This window comes from Bacillus sp. WC2507, from assembly GCF_052656125.1.
On the sequence record NZ_JBQXPN010000001.1, the window covers coordinates 1,546,294 to 1,563,839 of the forward strand.

General features: G+C 35.7%; 18 protein-coding genes and 1 riboswitch. Of the genes, 15 read left to right on the top strand and 3 right to left on the bottom strand.

The window, feature by feature from the left end:
* Positions 1-13 precede the first annotated feature (13 nt).
* The 12 genes from ACUN28_RS08330 (at position 14) to ACUN28_RS08385 (ending at position 9,822) form a co-directional block, all read left to right on the top strand.
* A complete protein-coding gene (locus ACUN28_RS08330; RefSeq protein ID WP_016086357.1) occupies positions 14-1,330 on the top strand; it encodes a dihydrolipoamide acetyltransferase family protein in 1,317 nt (438 codons plus the stop codon).
* 340 nt (positions 1,331-1,670) lie between these two features.
* Positions 1,671-2,849 carry an FtsW/RodA/SpoVE family cell cycle protein gene (locus ACUN28_RS08335; protein ID WP_000831202.1) on the top strand — a complete coding sequence of 393 codons (1,179 nt, stop codon included), beginning with the start codon at positions 1,671-1,673 and terminating at the stop codon, positions 2,847-2,849.
* A 106-nt stretch (positions 2,850-2,955) separates the two neighbouring features.
* Positions 2,956-3,660, top strand: coding sequence for a DUF421 domain-containing protein (locus ACUN28_RS08340; protein WP_016086358.1), 705 nt, complete (start codon positions 2,956-2,958; stop codon positions 3,658-3,660).
* A 69-nt stretch (positions 3,661-3,729) separates the two neighbouring features.
* Entirely contained in the window at positions 3,730-4,194 is a 465-nt protein-coding gene (locus ACUN28_RS08345) for an NUDIX hydrolase (protein ID WP_016086359.1), read from the top strand.
* A 121-nt stretch (positions 4,195-4,315) separates the two neighbouring features.
* Positions 4,316-4,723, top strand: coding sequence for a YjdF family protein (locus tag ACUN28_RS08350; protein ID WP_016086360.1), 408 nt, complete (start codon positions 4,316-4,318; stop codon positions 4,721-4,723).
* 142 nt (positions 4,724-4,865) lie between these two features.
* Positions 4,866-5,279 carry a BrxA/BrxB family bacilliredoxin gene (locus tag ACUN28_RS08355; RefSeq protein WP_170959980.1) on the top strand — a complete coding sequence of 138 codons (414 nt, stop codon included), beginning with the start codon at positions 4,866-4,868 and terminating at the stop codon, positions 5,277-5,279.
* Between the two features lie 400 nt (positions 5,280-5,679).
* Positions 5,680-6,459, top strand: a complete 780-nt coding sequence (locus tag ACUN28_RS08360) for a transporter substrate-binding domain-containing protein (protein ID WP_000735473.1) — start codon at positions 5,680-5,682, stop codon at positions 6,457-6,459.
* 36 nt (positions 6,460-6,495) lie between these two features.
* Positions 6,496-7,155, top strand: a complete 660-nt coding sequence (locus ACUN28_RS08365; protein ID WP_001046918.1) for an amino acid ABC transporter permease — start codon at positions 6,496-6,498, stop codon at positions 7,153-7,155.
* Positions 7,148-7,870: an amino acid ABC transporter ATP-binding protein gene (locus tag ACUN28_RS08370; protein ID WP_016086362.1), complete on the top strand. Its 723-nt coding sequence runs from the start codon at positions 7,148-7,150 to the stop codon at positions 7,868-7,870. The genes ACUN28_RS08365 and ACUN28_RS08370 overlap by 8 nt, the downstream gene beginning before the upstream one ends.
* 100 nt (positions 7,871-7,970) lie before the next feature.
* A complete protein-coding gene (locus ACUN28_RS08375; protein WP_016086363.1) occupies positions 7,971-8,939 on the top strand; it encodes an aromatic acid exporter family protein in 969 nt (322 codons plus the stop codon).
* 16 nt (positions 8,940-8,955) lie between these two features.
* Complete coding sequence (locus tag ACUN28_RS08380; RefSeq protein WP_016086364.1) at positions 8,956-9,516, top strand: L,D-transpeptidase; 561 nt, start codon at positions 8,956-8,958, stop codon at positions 9,514-9,516.
* Positions 9,517-9,582: 66 nt separating this feature from the next.
* A complete protein-coding gene (locus tag ACUN28_RS08385; RefSeq protein WP_016086365.1) occupies positions 9,583-9,822 on the top strand; it encodes a DUF3894 domain-containing protein in 240 nt (79 codons plus the stop codon).
* 77 nt (positions 9,823-9,899) lie between these two features.
* Here ACUN28_RS08385 and prli42 read toward each other — a convergent pair whose 3' ends face one another.
* Complete coding sequence (gene prli42 / locus ACUN28_RS08390) at positions 9,900-9,992, bottom strand: stressosome-associated protein Prli42 (RefSeq protein WP_000549038.1); 93 nt, start codon at positions 9,990-9,992, stop codon at positions 9,900-9,902.
* A 189-nt stretch (positions 9,993-10,181) separates the two neighbouring features.
* On the opposite strand from prli42, the gene ACUN28_RS08395 reads away from it, so the two are divergent.
* The 3 genes from ACUN28_RS08395 (at position 10,182) to ACUN28_RS08405 (ending at position 13,404) form a co-directional block, all read left to right on the top strand.
* The gene (locus tag ACUN28_RS08395; RefSeq protein ID WP_016086366.1) at positions 10,182-10,727 is read left to right on the top strand and encodes a GNAT family N-acetyltransferase; all 546 of its coding nucleotides are present in this window, start codon (positions 10,182-10,184) and stop codon (positions 10,725-10,727) included.
* A gap of 127 nt (positions 10,728-10,854) precedes the next feature.
* Positions 10,855-11,973 (top strand): tripeptidase T, encoded by a 1,119-nt coding sequence (locus ACUN28_RS08400; protein WP_016086367.1) that lies wholly within the window; start codon positions 10,855-10,857, stop codon positions 11,971-11,973.
* A 192-nt stretch (positions 11,974-12,165) separates the two neighbouring features.
* Positions 12,166-13,404 carry a DNA polymerase IV gene (locus ACUN28_RS08405; RefSeq protein ID WP_016086368.1) on the top strand — a complete coding sequence of 413 codons (1,239 nt, stop codon included), beginning with the start codon at positions 12,166-12,168 and terminating at the stop codon, positions 13,402-13,404.
* 41 nt (positions 13,405-13,445) lie between these two features.
* Here the strand turns inward: ACUN28_RS08405 and ACUN28_RS08410 are convergent, their stop codons facing one another.
* Positions 13,446-14,147 carry an MgtC/SapB family protein gene (locus ACUN28_RS08410; protein WP_016086369.1) on the bottom strand — a complete coding sequence of 234 codons (702 nt, stop codon included), beginning with the start codon at positions 14,145-14,147 and terminating at the stop codon, positions 13,446-13,448.
* A gap of 111 nt (positions 14,148-14,258) precedes the next feature.
* The gene (mgtA, locus tag ACUN28_RS08415) at positions 14,259-16,964 is read right to left on the bottom strand and encodes a magnesium-translocating P-type ATPase (protein ID WP_016086370.1); all 2,706 of its coding nucleotides are present in this window, start codon (positions 16,962-16,964) and stop codon (positions 14,259-14,261) included.
* A gap of 334 nt (positions 16,965-17,298) precedes the next feature.
* Positions 17,299-17,466: riboswitch (M-box (ykoK) riboswitch) on the bottom strand.
* Between the last annotated feature and the right edge of the window lie 80 nt (positions 17,467-17,546).

Genomic DNA, 17,546 nt, shown 5'->3' on the forward strand with positions numbered 1-17,546 from the left:
GGGGGGACTATACATGGCTGTAGAAAATATTACAATGCCTCAGCTCGGGGAGAGCGTTACAGAGGGTACAATTAGTAAATGGCTCGTAAATGTTGGCGATCACGTAAATAAGTATGATCCGCTTGCAGAAGTAATGACTGATAAAGTAAATGCTGAAGTACCATCTTCTTTCACTGGTATTGTGAAAGAGTTAATCGCTGGTGAAGGTGATACGTTAGCTGTAGGTGAAGTAGTTTGTGTTATTCAAGTAGAAGGCGCAGATGAAGTAGCAGCAACAGCTGTTGAGGAAAAAACAAAAGAAGAACCAAAGGCAGAAGTAACTACGCCTGAAAAAGCACCGAAAGCAAAACAACCAACTGATGGAAAACCACGTTTTTCACCAGCTGTGTTAAAACTTGCGGGTGAGCATAACGTTGATTTAGATTTAGTAGAAGGTACGGGAGCAAATGGCCGTATCACTCGTAAAGATATTTTAAAGCTGGTGGAATCTGGAAATATTCCGCAAGCAGGTGCGAAAAAAGAGGAATCGGTAGTAGCAGTAGCAGAAGCGCGTCCAGAAGCACCAAAAGCAGCGCCAGTAGCACAAAAAGTAGAACCTGCGAAACCAGTTTCTGTACCAACAATGCCTGGCGATATCGAAATTCCAGTAACAGGTGTGCGTAAAGCAATTGCAGCGAACATGTTACGTAGTAAACATGAAGCACCACACGCTTGGATGATGATTGAAGTAGATGTGACAAACCTTGTGTCATACCGTAATTCAATTAAAGGTGATTTCAAAAAACGCGAAGGCTTTAACTTAACGTTCTTTGCTTTCTTCGTAAAAGCAGTAGCGCAAGCGTTAAAAGAGTATCCTCAAATTAACTCAATGTGGGCTGGCGATAAAATCGTTCAGAAGAAAGATATTAACCTTTCTATCGCTGTTGCAACAGAGGACGAACTATTTGTACCAGTAATTAAACACGCGGACGAGAAGACGATTAAAGGTATCGCTCGTGAAATTACAGAGCTTGCAGGAAAAGTACGTACGAAATCGTTAAAAGCGGACGAAATGCAAGGTGGAACATTTACAATTAATAACACAGGATCATTCGGTTCTGTTCAATCTATGGGTATTATTAATTACCCACAAGCGGCTATTTTACAAGTTGAATCAATTGTAAAACGCCCAGTAATTATGGACAATGGTATGTTCGGTGCTCGCGATATGGTTAACTTATGTTTATCACTTGATCACCGTGTACTAGATGGCTTAATTTGTGGTAAGTTCTTAGGACGTGTAAAAGAAATTCTAGAAAATACGTCAGAAAATAATACATCTGTATATTAATAAAAAGCTCGCTTATGCGAGCTTTTTATCATCTTATTTCTTCATTTACATCCTACTATATGTAAAACACTTTTCCCGGCAATCTTACAATGAACGAGTATGTATTAGAAATTTACGAAAATACATTGCTGATATATGGTATATAGATATAAAATAAGAAAAGAATAATTTTTTTGGCAAATCTTACTGACGAAACTGTAGTATAATATATTGTATTGTATGAAAAAGAGAGTTATTCTATATAAGTGTTTTATAGATAATGTGTAATCAGTCGTCAAAACATGAAGAATGTTGACTCCTGGTTTTTTATTTTGCTGTAACAATGTTTCAGGAGGATGTCATGAAAAGAAGTACCGAGTTTCTAAAAAGTTTAGATGTAAAATTAATATTAATTTTGTTAGCATTATGTGTTACGAGTATAGCTGCTATATATAGCAGTCAGCAAACTGGCCAATATGGAGAGGCAAACTTTGCGATGAAACAGGGTTTGAACTACATAATTGGAGTTGTATTGTTATTGCTTGTTGCAAGCATCGACTTAGATCAATTACAAAAATTGTCTTGGCCACTTTATATCGTTGGATTTGGTTCACTTATTCTTTTGAAAATACTACCGGTTTCCACTTTCACACCTGAAAAATTAGGTGCAAAAAGATGGTTTGTATTTCCGTTAGTTGGACAAATTCAACCATCTGAGTTTTTCAAAATTTCATTGCTTCTCGTAGTAGCAAGTATAGCAGTGAAACATAATGCACAGTATATGGCAAGAACATTCCAAACGGATTTACAATTAGTAGGTAAAATTGTGCTAGTATCCCTACCGCCTATGGCTGTTGTATATAGCCAACCGGATACAGGGATGGTGTTCTTATATGCTGCTGCAATTGCATGTATTTTATTTATGTCAGGTATTCAGAAGAAATTGATAGCGTTATGTACAGTTATTCCAGTCACCATATTATCTGCGTTAATATTTATTTACGTAAGGTATGAGGATTTCTTCTTTAATAATTTAGTTACTTTACTAAAACCTCACCAACAATCACGTATTTTAGGTTGGTTAGATCCATTTGAACATACAGATCAAGGTTATCAAACACAGCAATCGATTTTAGCTGTAGGTAGTGGCGGTATGGAAGGGAAAGGATTTGGCGAAGGGAACGTCTATATCCCTGAGAAGCATACTGACTTTATTTTCGCTACAATTGCCGAAGAAGGTGGATTTATCGTAGCAGCGTTAGTTGTATTCTTGTTCCTATTACTACTATATCGAACAATTATTATCGGTTATTCTGCTGATAATTTATTCGGTACATTATTATGTGCTGGATCAATTGGGATATTAACGGTTCAAATATTCCAAAACATCGGTATGATCGTTGGATTAATGCCTGTAAAAGGGATTGCATTACCTTTCTTATCATATGGGGGAAGTTCCTTGTTCTCAAATATGATTATGATGGGTCTCATATTATCGGTACGAAAAACGTATAAAAAATATATGTTTTCCGTCAAGTGAAAAAAGCTGATTCGTTTTTAAACGAATCAGCTTTTTTACATATATGCTCTTAAACGTTGCAAACTAAAACAGAATAGCAGTTTGAGATGGTAAGGAGTGCAAAGTGATGCATATGCATATTTTTGAAGGGGCACGGCATCTTTCTAATAGTGAATGGGTTATTCGGGCTATCATAGCATACATATTTTTAATATTAGTTGCGAAAGCGATGGGACAAAGGTCCATCGCACAACTTCGTTTTTTAGATGTCGTATTAGTGTTATTGCTTGGTGGGAATATTTCTAACGCATTATCTGATGAAAAAGTGGGATTACTCGGTTCGATGATTACAACGTTCATACTCGTTGTACTTCACATTATAAGCTCAGTTCTAATGTTGAAATGGGATAGATGGAGACGCTTTTTAGAGCCAGCACCTATTATTCTTATACACAATGGTTCCATTGATTTTAGCAATTTGAAAAAAGCGAGAATTACGGTGGAATATTTATTTTCGGAACTTCGTATGCGAAATGTGAGCGATATTCAAACGGTTAAATTAGCACTATGGGAAGCGAGCGGTGTTGTTTCTATATTTCGGTATCCAGAATATGAAGCAGTCTCGCGGCTGGATCTTAAAGTAGCGGGAAAAAAATCTCCAGTTTCTTTTGTATTAGTAAAGGATGGGAGGATTCAGCAAGATGTTCTTGCTTTATTAGGAAAAACAGAAGAGTGGGCGAAAGAGTTTTTAGAGAAGAGTGCGGAAATCGAATCCATTATGTTAGCTACAGTGGATGAAGCACATAAAATAAATATTTTGTTAAAAAAATGAAAAATATACGCATTTTGTCTTTTCATACATATGATACAATAGTGTGGACAACGAAAAAGGAGGGATACGATGGGATATGTAGAAGAATTACGAAAAATAGTTGGTCATCGCCCTTTAATTTTAGTTGGTGCTGTTGTACTCGTTATAAATGAAAATGGATATGTATTACTACAGCAACGAACAGAGCCGTACGGAAAATGGGGGCTGCCTGGTGGGCTCATGGAACTTAGTGAATCACCAGAAGAAACAGCTTACCGGGAAGTATATGAAGAGACAGGAATAAAAGTGAAGAACTTACGATTAATTAATGTATTTTCTGGAGCGAACTATTTTACAAAATTAGCAAACGGTGATGAATTTCAATCTGTCACAACAGCTTATTATACGGATGAATACGAAGGGAACTTTGTTATGAACAAAGAAGAAGCGGTTCAGCTTAAATTTTTCCAAGTAACAGAACTACCTGACTATATTGTAGGATCTCATAAAAAAATGATTGTTGAATATATGAAGATTATGGAAAAAAAGATATAATAATAGTGAAAGAAATACAAAAACACAGCTCTGGTTGGTAGTCCAGACGCATGATTTTATGTCAGTAACCTTCCCCTCCGGGATGTCCCGTATTTCTAATTTTTTAAAGGGGGGGCTGTCAATGGATTTGACAGTATATCACGATGGTCAATTTTTTGTAGGGATTATTACATGTAAAGAAAAAGGGAAGTTGTATGGAGCAAGGTATATTTTTGGAACGGAACCTTCAGACGAAGAAGTGCTTATATTTGTGAACGGTTCAATGTTAGCGTATTTTCAGCACTTTGCAAAATGTGGTGTGGAAGTGAAAGAAAAACAGCGTCCCAAAAATATAAAGCGGATTATACGACAAGCAGCAAAAGCAGTAAATGTAAACCGTTTTACTAAGGCGCAAGAGGCAATTAGCTTATCTTATGAATTGCATAAACAAGAAAAGAAAGTGCAATCTAAAGAGAAGCGAGAAGCTGAAAAACAAAGAAGACGCTTAATCAAGGTACAAAAAGCAAAGCAAAAACATCGTGGTCATTAAAAAAAGGTGTTAGAGCCCTGCTCTAACACCTTTTCTATGCTGAAATACAAGTAAACTTACTTGTATTTCATAAACATTAACTGGTAAGATACAAATAGGTAGTTTTAGAGGAGGGAAAAGATTGATTAATTTTAACTTTTTTATGAATGATGTTGTCCGCCAAGCGCGTGAAGAGATTGTTTCTGCTGGATATACAGAATTGACGACGCCGGAAGCAGTAGAAGAAGCGTTTCAAAGAAATGGAACAACACTTGTAATGGTAAACTCTGTATGTGGTTGTGCAGGTGGTATTGCTCGTCCTGCTGCTGCGCATTCCGTACATTATGATAAACGTCCTAACCATCTTGTAACAGTGTTTGCAGGTCAAGATAAAGAAGCAACAGCAAAAGCTCGTGAATATTTCGAAGGGTATCCACCTTCTTCTCCATCATTCGCTTTATTAAAAGATGGAAAAATTGTAACGATGGTAGAGCGTCATGAAATTGAAGGTCATGAACCAATGCAAGTAATTGCAAAACTACAATCTTATTTCGAAGATAATTGTGAAGAACTATAAAGTGAAACTTTAATCAGTGGGGGTGGTTCATCCCCACTGATTATTAGTTGAACCAATCGGGCTTTTACGGGCAGTTGATCCCCCATCTAACTTCTTTGTTTTTGCTAAATGTTGAGATGGGGGTCTTACTGCCCGTTAAAGCGGGATAAAAATAAGCGAAAAGGCGGTACGTCCACAATCAAGTGGATGTACCGCCTTTTTTATTTAGTATTAAAATTTATGGGACATGCATAGTTATGTTGTTTTATGCATTATTTTATACATGTTAAACATTGTTAATAGTGTTATTTCATTTATTTTTATTTTATATATTGCATAAAAATGAAAGTGCTGATACAATACAAACATCGAATAAATATTCTATTAAACTTTTAAATATACATTATTAGGGGGAAGAAAGATGAAGAAGTTATTATCAATATCGTTTGCACTTATTTTAATTGTAAGTATGTTCAGCGCATGTAGTAATGGGGAAGAAAAAGCTACTGGAAAAAATAAAAAAGTACTGGTTATGGGGACTTCAGCAGATTATAAACCATATGAATACGTGGAAGCTTCAAAAAGTGATGAAATTATCGGCTTTGATGTTGATGTTGCTAAATATATCGGAAAAGAACTTGGTTATGAAGTGAAAGTGAAAGATATGGATTTTGGTGGTTTATTAGCATCTCTTAGCTCAGGAAAAGTTGATTTCGTAATGGCAGGTATGACGCCAACTGCAGAGCGTAAAAATAATGTTGATTTCACAGATATTTATTTTGTTGCAAAAAACATGGTCGTTTCTAAAAAGGATTCTAACATTAAATCTGTAGAGGATTTAAAAGGAAAAAAAGTAGGGGTACAAACAGGATCTATTCAAGAAGAGAAAGCAGCAGAATTTAAAAAACAAGTAGATTTCAAAGTTGAGGGACGTGACCGCATACCAGAAATCGTACAAGAAATTAAAGCTGGTCGTTTTGATGCTGCAATTATAGAAGACACAGTTGCTAAAAATTATTTAGAGAAAATGAAAGATTTACAAGGAATTGAAATTAAAGAAGCGCCAGAAGAAGTAGGAGCAGCAATTGCCCTTCCAAAAAATAGTGATAAAACAGCTGAATTTAATAAAGTAATTAAAAAAATGCAAGAAAATGGAGAAATGGATAAATTAGTGAAGAAATGGTTTGGCAGCGAAAAATAAGCTGCCTTTCACTTTTCTGTGAGGGGAATGAAAAGAATGAACTTAGATTTTTCGGCGATTACGCCTTCGATACCGTATATATTAAAAGGTCTAGAAGTTACTTTGAAAATTGTGGCAGTATCAGCGTTAGCAGGATTTATTTTAGGAACGTTATTAGCACTTTGTAAAATTGCTAGAATACGAGCATTAAATATAGCGGCAGATCTTTATACATCAATTTTCCGTGGTACACCACTTGTATTGCAATTAATGATTATTTATTTCGGTGTCCCGCAAATAATTGGTTATGAAATACCAGCCTTCTTAGCAGCTGTACTTGCATTTAGCTTAAATTCAGGTGCATATATGTCAGAAGTAATCCGTGCGGGTATTCAAGCAGTGGATAAAGGACAAACAGAAGCAGCGATGGCTTTAGGGATTCCTTACGGGAAAATGATGAGAAATATCATTTTCCCTCAAGCATTAAAAAATATATTACCAGCGCTTGTGAACGAGTTTGCGACTCTTACGAAAGAATCGGCTGTAGTAACAGTAATAGGGGCGACGGATTTAATGCGCCGTGCTTACATTGTCGGTGGTGAAACGTTTAAATATCTTGAACCGTTACTTTTTGTTGGCCTGATTTATTATACGTTAGTTATTATTCTTACATTAGTCGGGAAGGCAATTGAAGGGAGAATGAAGAAAAGTGATTAAAATTGAAAACCTTCATAAATCATTTGGAAAAAACGAAGTATTAAAAGGGATTACAACAACGATTGAAAAAGGGGAAGTAGTTGCAATTATTGGACCGTCTGGATCAGGGAAATCAACATTTTTACGTTGTATGAATGTGTTAGAAGCACCGACAAATGGTCACATTTGGATTGGAATGGAAGAAGTAACGAATCCGAAAACGAATATTATGCACGTTCGTGAAAATGTCGGAATGGTATTTCAGCATTTTCATCTATTTCCTCATATGACTGTATTAGAAAATATTACGTATGCTCCTATTAATGTAAAAGGAGTAGCGAAGAATGAAGCTGAGAAAAAAGCTCAGGAACTTCTGGATAAAGTAGGATTACTTGATAAGAAAGATTCCTATCCAAACCGTCTTTCGGGAGGGCAAAAGCAACGTGTAGCAATAGCGAGAGCGTTAGCGATGGAACCAGAAGTGATGTTATTTGATGAACCAACATCAGCACTAGATCCAGAGATGGTGAAAGAAGTGTTAGAAGTTATGAAATCATTAGTTACGACAGGAATGACGATGGCGATTGTTACACATGAAATGGGATTTGCAAAAGAAGTGGCAGATCGTGTTCTCTTTTTAGATGGTGGAAAGCTTGTAGAAGATAGTGCGCCAGCAGAATTTTTTGCAGCACCGAAAAGTGAACGTGCGCAACAATTTTTACAAAAGATATTGTAATATGTAAAGGTTACGTGAATAATAAGTAGAAAAGGATGACATTGTGTCATCCTTTTTTTATACTAACTGTAAATACGTTTATACATATAGGAGCAATGCTATGTTCAAAATTGGATACCGTACAGTAAAAACAGCAATAGGGACAGGCGCAGCAGTTTTTATTGCTCAGTTATTAGGATTAGAATTTTATAGTTCAGCGGGGATTTTAGTTATATTATGTGTACAAAATACGAAGCGTAAATCACTTCAAGTATCGTTACATCGTTTTTTAGCTTGTATATTATCAATGGTATTCGCGTTTTGCATTTTTGAAACAATTGGATATACACCACTTGCAATCAGTGTATTATTACTTACATTTATTCCGACTGCAGTTATGCTTAAAATTCAAGAAGGTATTGTCACGAGTTCAGTTATTGTTATGCATCTATATTCATTGAAACAAATTACATGGCTTATTGTTGGAAATGAAATTGCGATATTAACGATAGGGATTAGCGTGGCTTTATTAGTAAATATGTATATGCCAAGTAGTGAAAATAAGCTAAAAGAGTATCAGGATAAAATAGAAAGTAATTTTAAAACAATTTTGTTTGAAATGGTCGTTTATTTACGAAATAGAGAAAGTAGTTGGAGCGGGGCAGAACTTATTGAAACTGAAAATATGCTAAATGAAGCAAGGGATTTATCGTTTAAGAAACTTGAGAATGCATTTATGCGAGAAGATGGTTATTACTATCGTTATTTTAATATGCGTATGCAACAATTCGAAATTTTAGAGCGGATGATACCATTAGCAGCTTCTTTATCATGGACATATGAACAAGCTGACATGATTGCGGATGTGGTTGAAAACATTGGGAATGCTATTAGCCCGGAGAGTACTGGGGTTATTTCCTTAAGACAGCTTCAAGAAATGAGAGAATTATTTAGAGACATGCCATTGCCAGTTACACGTGAAGAATTTGAAATACGTGCGAAACTTGTTCAACTTGTGTATGAAATGGAACAATATTTACTCATTAAAAGTCGCTTTAAGGGAAAGGATAATATAAAAGAACTTATATAGAAGGTAGGAATTATTTATGCCGTATCTTCTCTCTATCATATTATGTCTTTCTTTATCACCGATTTGGCCTCTTGGTGATAATCCACGTGCAGGAGATCCTTTTATTATTGTAAATAAAGCAACGAACAAATTAGCTTACATTGACGACGGAAAGATTCAAAGGGTTTTTCCAGTAGCGACAGGAAAAACAAATGAATTAACTCCAGAAGGAACTTTTGATGTTGTAATGAAAGCGAAGGATCCGTATTATATTGCGAAGGATATTCCAGGTGGATCACCGAAAAATCCACTTGGGTCAAGGTGGATTGGATTTAATGCAAGAGGAACTGATGGAAGTAAATATGGAATACATGGAACAAATCAACCTGGTTCAATTGGAAAGTATATTTCACAAGGATGTATAAGAATGAAGAAAAACGATGTGGAGTATTTATTTGATCGCATTCCAATCGGAACGAAAGTATGGATTGTGAAGTCGAAAAAATCATTTCAGCAATTGGCAAAAGAAAAAGGAGCCATTGCATATGAAAAAGCCAACGAAAAGGTTGGCTTTTTCATATGCAATAAGTTGTCTTGACATGTGTACATAACCATGAGTTAATGAGAGTATAGAAAGATAAAATTAGATAAAGGGGTTGCTCATATGTACTTGAATCCAAAAATTTCGTATATGCAGTATTTTATGGGATTTCTATTTGTTATTACATTCATATTGGCAACTTTTAATATATGTTCTTATCTTGTAGCAATTGTATGTATGGCATTACTCAATCTTACTTTTGTTATTGGAGCATTTCAGCAGAAACAATATACAAGTTTTATAATAGCACTTGTAATGTCATTTTCCTTTAGTATTGTAGCGATTGTGCTTTATATAAAATAAACCATCTCGATATCGAGATGGTTTATTTTATTATGTTATGTGTAAAAAGTAAAAAAAGGACGAACACATCGTCCTTTTTACCAAAACATACTTGCGCCAGCAAGTAATGTTGTTACAAGCATAGAAATTAGCATTACATAAATCATAACTTTTTGAGCTTTTTTATGCATCGTTATACCTCCTTGCAAATCAGTACAATATCATTGTAACGAGAAATGATATTGTGGACAAGGGGAGAGAAATGACAAAATTCGAGAAGTGCGTGTAAAGTATAACAGGAAATTTATATGTATGTAGAGAATATATATAATGATAGAGTATAAGTTTTTTTGTTATGCAGGCTGAAGAATGGAGATACGATGATGAAAATATATGAAACAGATCGTTTACATTTAAGGGAAATTGATGAGTCGTATGCTGAAAAAGTTCTTCAATATTACGACAGAAATCGTGAATTTTTAAAGGCTTGGGAAGAGTATAGACCGGATGATTTTTTTACGTTAGATTATCAAAAGAAAAAGTTACAAAAGGATAGAAAAGAGTTCGCAGAAGGTAAAATCATCAGATTATGGATTTTTAAAAAGGGTGATGATACGAAAATAATTGGGTGTATTTCATTTAATTTAATTGTTCGTGGAATTTATCAATCTTGTGTACTCGGTTATAAATTAGATAAGAAAGAGTTAAACAAAGGTTATACGACAGAAGCGCTTAGAAAAGCTATTCAAGTAGCTTTTGGGGAATTTCAATTACACCGTATAGAAGCACCGATTATGCCACGAAATTTAGCATCTATACAAGTAGTGACGAAGATAGGCTTTCAATATGAGGGTGTGTCTAGAAAGATGTTAATGGTCAATGGAGTGTGGGAAGATCATATGCGCTGGGTATTGTTAAATGAGTAATAGAAAGCAGATGGTTATCTAGACATATAAACCGTCTGTTTTTTGTCTTGTATTTCGAAACTTTTGTGAAATTCTGTTATAATTAATAGTGTTACATACATAATGGTAGTGCAGGAGGCGCAGTCTTATGATTAATCAAGAACGTTTAGTAAATGAATTCATGGAATTAGTACAAGTAGATTCTGAAACTAAATTTGAAGCAGAGATTTGCAAAGTATTAACAAAGAAATTTAAAGATTTAGGTGTAGAAGTATTTGAAGATGACACAATGTCTGTTACTGGGCATGGTGCAGGTAACTTAATTTGTACATTACCAGCAACAAAAGATGGTGTTGATACAATTTACTTTACTTCTCATATGGATACAGTAGTTCCTGGTAATGGAATTAAGCCTTCTATTAAAGATGGATATATCGTATCAGATGGTACTACGATTTTAGGTGCGGATGATAAAGCAGGGTTAGCATCAATGTTTGAAGCAATCCGTGTTTTAAAAGAAAAAAATATCCCTCATGGTACAATTGAATTTATTATTACAGTTGGAGAAGAATCTGGTCTTGTTGGTGCAAAAGCATTAGATCGTGAGCGCATTACAGCGAAATACGGTTACGCATTAGATAGCAATGGAAAAGTTGGTGAAATCGTTGTTGCAGCTCCAACACAAGCGAAGGTGAATGCGATTATTCGCGGGAAAACAGCTCACGCTGGTGTAGCACCAGAAAAAGGTGTATCTGCAATTACTATCGCAGCGAAAGCAATTGCGAAGATGCCACTTGGTCGTATTGATTCTGAAACAACTGCAAATATTGGACGTTTTGAAGGTGGTACACAAACGAATATCGTTTGCGATCATGTACAAATCTTTGCAGAAGCGCGTTCTTTAATTAATGAAAAAATGGAAGTACAAGTTGCTAAAATGAAAGAAGTATTTGAAACAACTGCAAAAGAAATGGGCGGTCAAGCAGACGTTGAAGTAAACGTTATGTATCCAGGATTTAAATTTGCTGATGGCGATCACGTTGTAGAAGTTGCAAAACGTGCAGCTGAAACAATTGGTCGTACACCTTCTCTTCACCAAAGTGGTGGCGGAAGTGATGCAAACGTAATTGCAGGACACGGTATTCCAACAGTTAACTTAGCAGTTGGTTATGAAGAAATTCATACAACAAATGAAAAGATACCTGTTGAAGAATTAGCGAAAACAGCAGAATTAGTTGTAGCAATTATTGAAGAAGTAGCGAAGTAATATAATAGAAAAAGCGTGTAAATCACAATTGATTTACACGCTTTTTATTTTGATTCGATTGCTTTTCCCTTTATGTATTTTATGTAAATTATATAAAATACATAAAGGGAAAAGAACAAGTTATTTATTATAAATATTGTCCGAAATTTGATATAATGAAGGAACAAATGTTCTTTGGAGGGAGTGAGTACTATGCGAGAAATGTATCCGAAAAATGGTCGTGTTATTTTGCATGTAGATATGAATTGTTTTTTCGCATCTGTTGAAATTGCTCACGACCCATCATTACAAGGGAAGCCGTTAGCAGTTGCTGGGAATGAAAAAGAAAGAAAAGGAATTATCATAACATGTAGTTATGAGGCAAGAGGCTATGGAATACGTACAACGATGCCTCTTTGGGAAGCAAAAAGGTTATGCCCGCAATTAGTTGTAATGCGTCCTAATTTTACATTATATCGTGAAGCTTCCTTTCAAATGTTTCAAATTCTTTCCCGTTTTACGGAAAAAATACAACCAGTCTCTATAGATGAGGGGTATTTAGATATTACAGATTGCTACGCACTCGGTTCGCCTCTTGAAATAGCAAAGATGATTCAGCAGGCGTTATTAACAGAGTTACAACTTCCATGTAGCATCGGAATTGCTCCAAATCTTTTCCTAGCAAAAACAGCTTCTGATATGAAAAAGCCTCTCGGTATTACGGTGCTTCGAAAACGAGATATTCCAGAAATGATTTGGCCACTTCCGGTTGGAGCGATGCATGGAATTGGAGAAAAAACAGCAGAAAAATTAAATGATATTCATATACAAACCATTGAGCAGTTAGCAAAAGGAAACGAACATATCATTCGCGCTAAAATTGGAAAGCATGGTGTTGATTTACAACAACGGGCAAAAGGTATGGATGATAGGGAAGTTGATCCGAGTCAAATGGGACAACATAAAAGCGTTGGTAACTCGATGACTTTTTCAAAGGATATGGATGAAGAGAAAGAATTGCTTGATATGTTAGAACGCTTATCAAAATCAGTGAGTAAAAGATTACAAAAGCGAACTCTTGTCAGCTATAATATTCAAATTATGATTAAATATCATGATAGGCGGACAGTAACGCGGAGTAAGCAATTGAAAAATGCTATTTGGGAAGAACGAGATATTTTTCAGGCAGCATCTCGTTTATGGAAGCAACATTGGGACGGTGATTCCGTTCGTTTACTAGGTGTTACAGCTACTGAAATAGAGTGGAAGACAGAATCAGTGAAACAATTAGATTTGTTTTCATTTGAAGAAGATGCGAAAGAAGAGCCGCTACTTGCTGTCATTGATCAGATTAACGATAAGTATGGAATACCACTTTTACAACGTGGTAGTCAATTATTGCGTAAGCAGGAAAAGTCTTTTCAGCAAAAATTAGAAAATAAGTTTATGTAGAAGGTGTCATGAAGCTATAAATATCATGACACCTTTTATTTTTAAATTGCTTCTAAATCTAATGAAGTTTTCCACCCTGCTGCAGTAACGCCAGCTTCTAATAGCATTCTACTCACTATTTTTTCAATTAAGACTGCTGCATTTGTACTGCAATGTAATGTAGCTTGTATACACACTTTTTGCTTAGAATCTACGTCTTCACTATACAATTCTTTTAAACCGATGCCTTCAGAACTTACCATATGCATAAGTAAAAAACGAATATGGGCTTCATGTTCTTCTGAACAAGTAAGAGAAAGGAAGTAGTTCGTTTGTTCAGGTGATTCTTCTTTTGATTTCTGATTCATAAAGAGAGCGATTGGGCGAAGTAGTATATTTGCTAGTAAAACGCCAGTTGCACCTAATATAGCTGCAACGAGGAAACCAGCGCCTGTAAGAGTACCGACAGCAGCTGCGCACCATAGAGTAGCCGCAGTATTAAGCCCTCTAATACTAAAACCATCGCGGATAATAACACCGCCGCCTAAAAAACCAATCCCACTAACGACTTGAGCGGCAATACGTGAGGGGCTAGCATCATGATCCAGCATGACGGATAATAAAACAAATATACAGGCACCAAGTGATACGAGAGCATTTGTCCGCAAGCCAGCCATCCTGTGTCTCCATTGCCGTTCCATTCCGATGCAAGCACCTACAATAATTGCGATAAATAATCTTAATACAATGTCATACCATACCATCATGGTCACCTCCATACATATAAGTCCATGTTATGTTTTTGAGAATGAGTGGGGAGTACCCGCTCATTCTCATTTTTATCCCGCTATTTGCAGGCTGGTTAAAGTTTCACTTTATAACCAGCTATGAAACTTTTTAATATAAACTTTTTTTAGGAACTGTGTTAAGAAAGCATAGCCTAATAGTATTCCTACTAACCAAGGGAAATAGCTAAGTGGTAATGCTTGTAATCCAACGGCTGCTCCGAGTGGTGAGAATGGAATATAAATTCCAATTGCCATAATACAAGCGGTTAATAAAAGAACCGGTGCTGATGCAGTACTTTGAATAAATGGAATCTTCTGTGTTCTTATCATGTGAACAATTAAAGTTTGTGTTAGTAATCCAACAACAAACCAACCAGATTGGAATAATGATTGTTCGCTAGCTGTATTTGCGCCGAAGACGTTCCACATGACTACATATGTGATGATATCAAATATGGAACTGATTGGACCGATGCAAATAATGAAGTTCCGTAAGTTGGCAGTATCCCATTTTCTTGGTTTTTCTAAAAACTCTTTATCCATTTTGTCCCATGGAATAGATAGTTGTGAAATATCATAAAGCAAGTTTTGAATTAAAAGGTGAATGGCAAGCATCGGCAAGAAGGGGATGAAAGCACTTGCTACTAACACACTAAATACATTTCCAAAGTTAGAACTTGCTGTCATTTTAATATATTTTAAAATATTACCAAATATAGTGCGTCCTTCTAGAATACCTGCTTCTAATATCGTTAAACTTTTTTCAAGTAGAATAATATCGGAAGACTCTTTTGCAATATCAGTTGCAGTATCAACAGATATGCCAACGTCAGCTTCACGTAACGCTACAGCATCGTTAATACCATCTCCCATATAGCCTACAGTGTGACCATTCCCTTGTAATACTCGTATAATGCGTGATTTTTGCATTGGATTTAGTTTAGCAAATACAGTTGTTTCTTCGGCTAATTTTGCTAATGCTTTATCAGGTAAAGCATCGATTTCGTAACCAAGGACAGGCTCACCGATGTTTAATCCAACTTCTTTGCAAACTTTTCTTGTCACGATTTCGTTATCGCCAGTTAAAATTTTCACTTGTACACCATGTTTCTGTAATGCTTGAATGGCAGTAGCTGCAGATGGTTTTGGTGGATCTAAAAAGCCAATATATCCAGCGAGAATCATATCATTCTCATCTTTTATCACGTACTCTTTATCATGTAATGGTCTATCTTTTTTATAAGCTACAGCAATAACACGCATACCTTCACTATTCAACGTCTCACTTAGTTGTTTTACATTTGAGCGCATATCATCGGTAAGAAAAACAACTTTGCTATCAACTTCAGTGTAGTTACAAATAGATAAAATTTCTTCTACGGCACCTTTACAAACCATTGTATGTTCCCCTGAGCTATCTTTCACGATGACAGACATACGCCGGCGAGCAAAATCAAATGGAATTTCATCTAGTTTTTGAAAAATGGATGGATCAAGCTTCTGGTTTTCTTCTGTATGTTTCATAACAGCTTTATCTATTAAATTTTTCAATCCTGTTTGATAGAAGCTATTTAAATAGGCATAGTGTAATACACGATCACATGTATTACCGTTAGGATCTAAGTGCCGAACAAGTACAACTTCATCTTCTGTTAAAGTTCCCGTTTTATCGGTACAAAGAATGTTCATAGCACCTAAGTTTTGAATAGAATTCAGTTGTTTTACTATTACTTTCTGTTTAGACATGTTAACAGCACCTTTAGCTAAATTAGCAGTTACAATCATTGGTAACATTTCAGGTGTAAGACCAACAGCAATAGCGATAGCGAAGAAGAAAGCCTCTTGCCAATCACCTTTTGTGAATCCGTTAATGAGAAGAACGATAGGTGCCATAATAAGCATGAATGTAATTAAGAGCCAGCTTACTTTGTTTACACCTTTATCAAAGCTTGTTTCTACGCGCTTGCCAATTACCTTATTTGCTAAAGAGCCGAAATACGTATCGGTACTTGTGGAGATGACAACAGCTTTTGCGCTACCACTTACAATATTTGTACCCATAAAACAAAGGTTTTCCATATCGAGTGGATTGTAATTTTTTTTCATGTTTTTCGGTAAAATATGTTTATTCTCTGTATGGTAGCAGTTTTCGTACTTTTCCACAGGAAGTGCTTCCCCAGTTAAAGAAGACTGATTCACAAATAAATCTTTAGCTGATAAAATACGCACATCAGCCGGAACGATATCACCGGCCGAAAGTGAAATAATATCGCCAGGTACAAGTTCTTCAATTGGAATTTCCGTTGGATCATTTTGCTTTAAATTCATTACGTTTTTTGTTTCGTGTACAAATCCATCTATTCTAAAGACGCTTGCCGTTGTTCGAACCATAGCTTTTAACTGATCCGCAGCTTTTTGAGAACGAAACTCTTGTAAAAAGCGGATCGTTGCACTTAGCATTACCATTACAGATACGACAATGGTTCCTTGTATATCATCTGTGAAAAAAGAGAGTGCGCCGAGAGCTAATAAAACAAAAATAAATGGATTTTTAAATGCCAGTAGAAATTGAATGTACCACGGCGATGTTTTATTATGAGCTATTTCATTTGGGCCATATAAAGAAAATCTATGAGACGCTTCTATTTTAGAGAGGCCATTTTGTGTTGTTTCTAAAAGTCGTAACGCATTGTTTACATCTTGTATTGCGACTTCCACCAGTAATCCGTTATTTGTTTTCATATGATTTTGATCGTATGAATGCTTTGTTTCTTGTTTTTGTAAATTTAACATTGGTAGTTCCTCCTTTTTCATGAAGGAGGAAACAATCTGTTACTCAACTATTTAAAATTAGGAGGAACAGCTTCTTTCCTACCTACATGATGAAATATTAACGTAAAACATATTATGGGTATCTGGGCCGAATCATCAATTGCCAACTGTTCCTCACCTCCGTACAATTTAGTAGTTTCTGAATATGCTATGTTTGTTTCATAGTAAGGTGCATATATACGTAAAAAGACCTTTACTCAAAACGAGTAAAGGTCTGAATTCGCAGTTAAAAGAGTCCACAACAAAGACTGTTAGTAAACATAGATAAAAACAGTTTTTGTGTATGACAAAATACATGCACCTCTCCCTCGTTGAGTTTTAGCACTGTATAGCATAGGTACTGAAACCAGCTACGTTAAGAAAGGCCTTCATTCCGACCTTTCCTGTTGACCCATTGGCGTCTCTCGACATTTTTGGGCAGCAGCGTTTCTCTATACAGGAGCCTCACCTAACAGAGACCATATTCAATTACATGTTGAATGTTAGCACTGTAATTTTGTAGTGTCAATACATTTTTTTGAAAACTCAAATAGATTTATGCTG

Coding starts and splice junctions, on each gene's coding strand:
- ACUN28_RS08345 (WP_016086359.1), top strand. CDS start 3,730: ATGGGATATGTAGAAGAATTACGAAAAATAGTTGGTCATCGCCCTTTA.
- ACUN28_RS08375 (WP_016086363.1), top strand. CDS start 7,971: ATGTTCAAAATTGGATACCGTACAGTAAAAACAGCAATAGGGACAGGC.
- ACUN28_RS08410 (WP_016086369.1), bottom strand. CDS start 14,147: ATGGTATGGTATGACATTGTATTAAGATTATTTATCGCAATTATTGTA.
- ACUN28_RS08395 (WP_016086366.1), top strand. CDS start 10,182: ATGATGAAAATATATGAAACAGATCGTTTACATTTAAGGGAAATTGAT.
- mgtA (WP_016086370.1), bottom strand. CDS start 16,964: ATGTTAAATTTACAAAAACAAGAAACAAAGCATTCATACGATCAAAAT.
- ACUN28_RS08405 (WP_016086368.1), top strand. CDS start 12,166: ATGCGAGAAATGTATCCGAAAAATGGTCGTGTTATTTTGCATGTAGAT.
- ACUN28_RS08360 (WP_000735473.1), top strand. CDS start 5,680: ATGAAGAAGTTATTATCAATATCGTTTGCACTTATTTTAATTGTAAGT.
- ACUN28_RS08340 (WP_016086358.1), top strand. CDS start 2,956: ATGCATATGCATATTTTTGAAGGGGCACGGCATCTTTCTAATAGTGAA.
- ACUN28_RS08400 (WP_016086367.1), top strand. CDS start 10,855: ATGATTAATCAAGAACGTTTAGTAAATGAATTCATGGAATTAGTACAA.
- ACUN28_RS08330 (WP_016086357.1), top strand. CDS start 14: ATGGCTGTAGAAAATATTACAATGCCTCAGCTCGGGGAGAGCGTTACA.
- prli42 (WP_000549038.1), bottom strand. CDS start 9,992: ATGCATAAAAAAGCTCAAAAAGTTATGATTTATGTAATGCTAATTTCT.
- ACUN28_RS08355 (WP_170959980.1), top strand. CDS start 4,866: ATGAATGATGTTGTCCGCCAAGCGCGTGAAGAGATTGTTTCTGCTGGA.
- ACUN28_RS08385 (WP_016086365.1), top strand. CDS start 9,583: ATGTACTTGAATCCAAAAATTTCGTATATGCAGTATTTTATGGGATTT.
- ACUN28_RS08380 (WP_016086364.1), top strand. CDS start 8,956: ATGCCGTATCTTCTCTCTATCATATTATGTCTTTCTTTATCACCGATT.
- ACUN28_RS08365 (WP_001046918.1), top strand. CDS start 6,496: ATGAACTTAGATTTTTCGGCGATTACGCCTTCGATACCGTATATATTA.
- ACUN28_RS08350 (WP_016086360.1), top strand. CDS start 4,316: ATGGATTTGACAGTATATCACGATGGTCAATTTTTTGTAGGGATTATT.
- ACUN28_RS08335 (WP_000831202.1), top strand. CDS start 1,671: ATGAAAAGAAGTACCGAGTTTCTAAAAAGTTTAGATGTAAAATTAATA.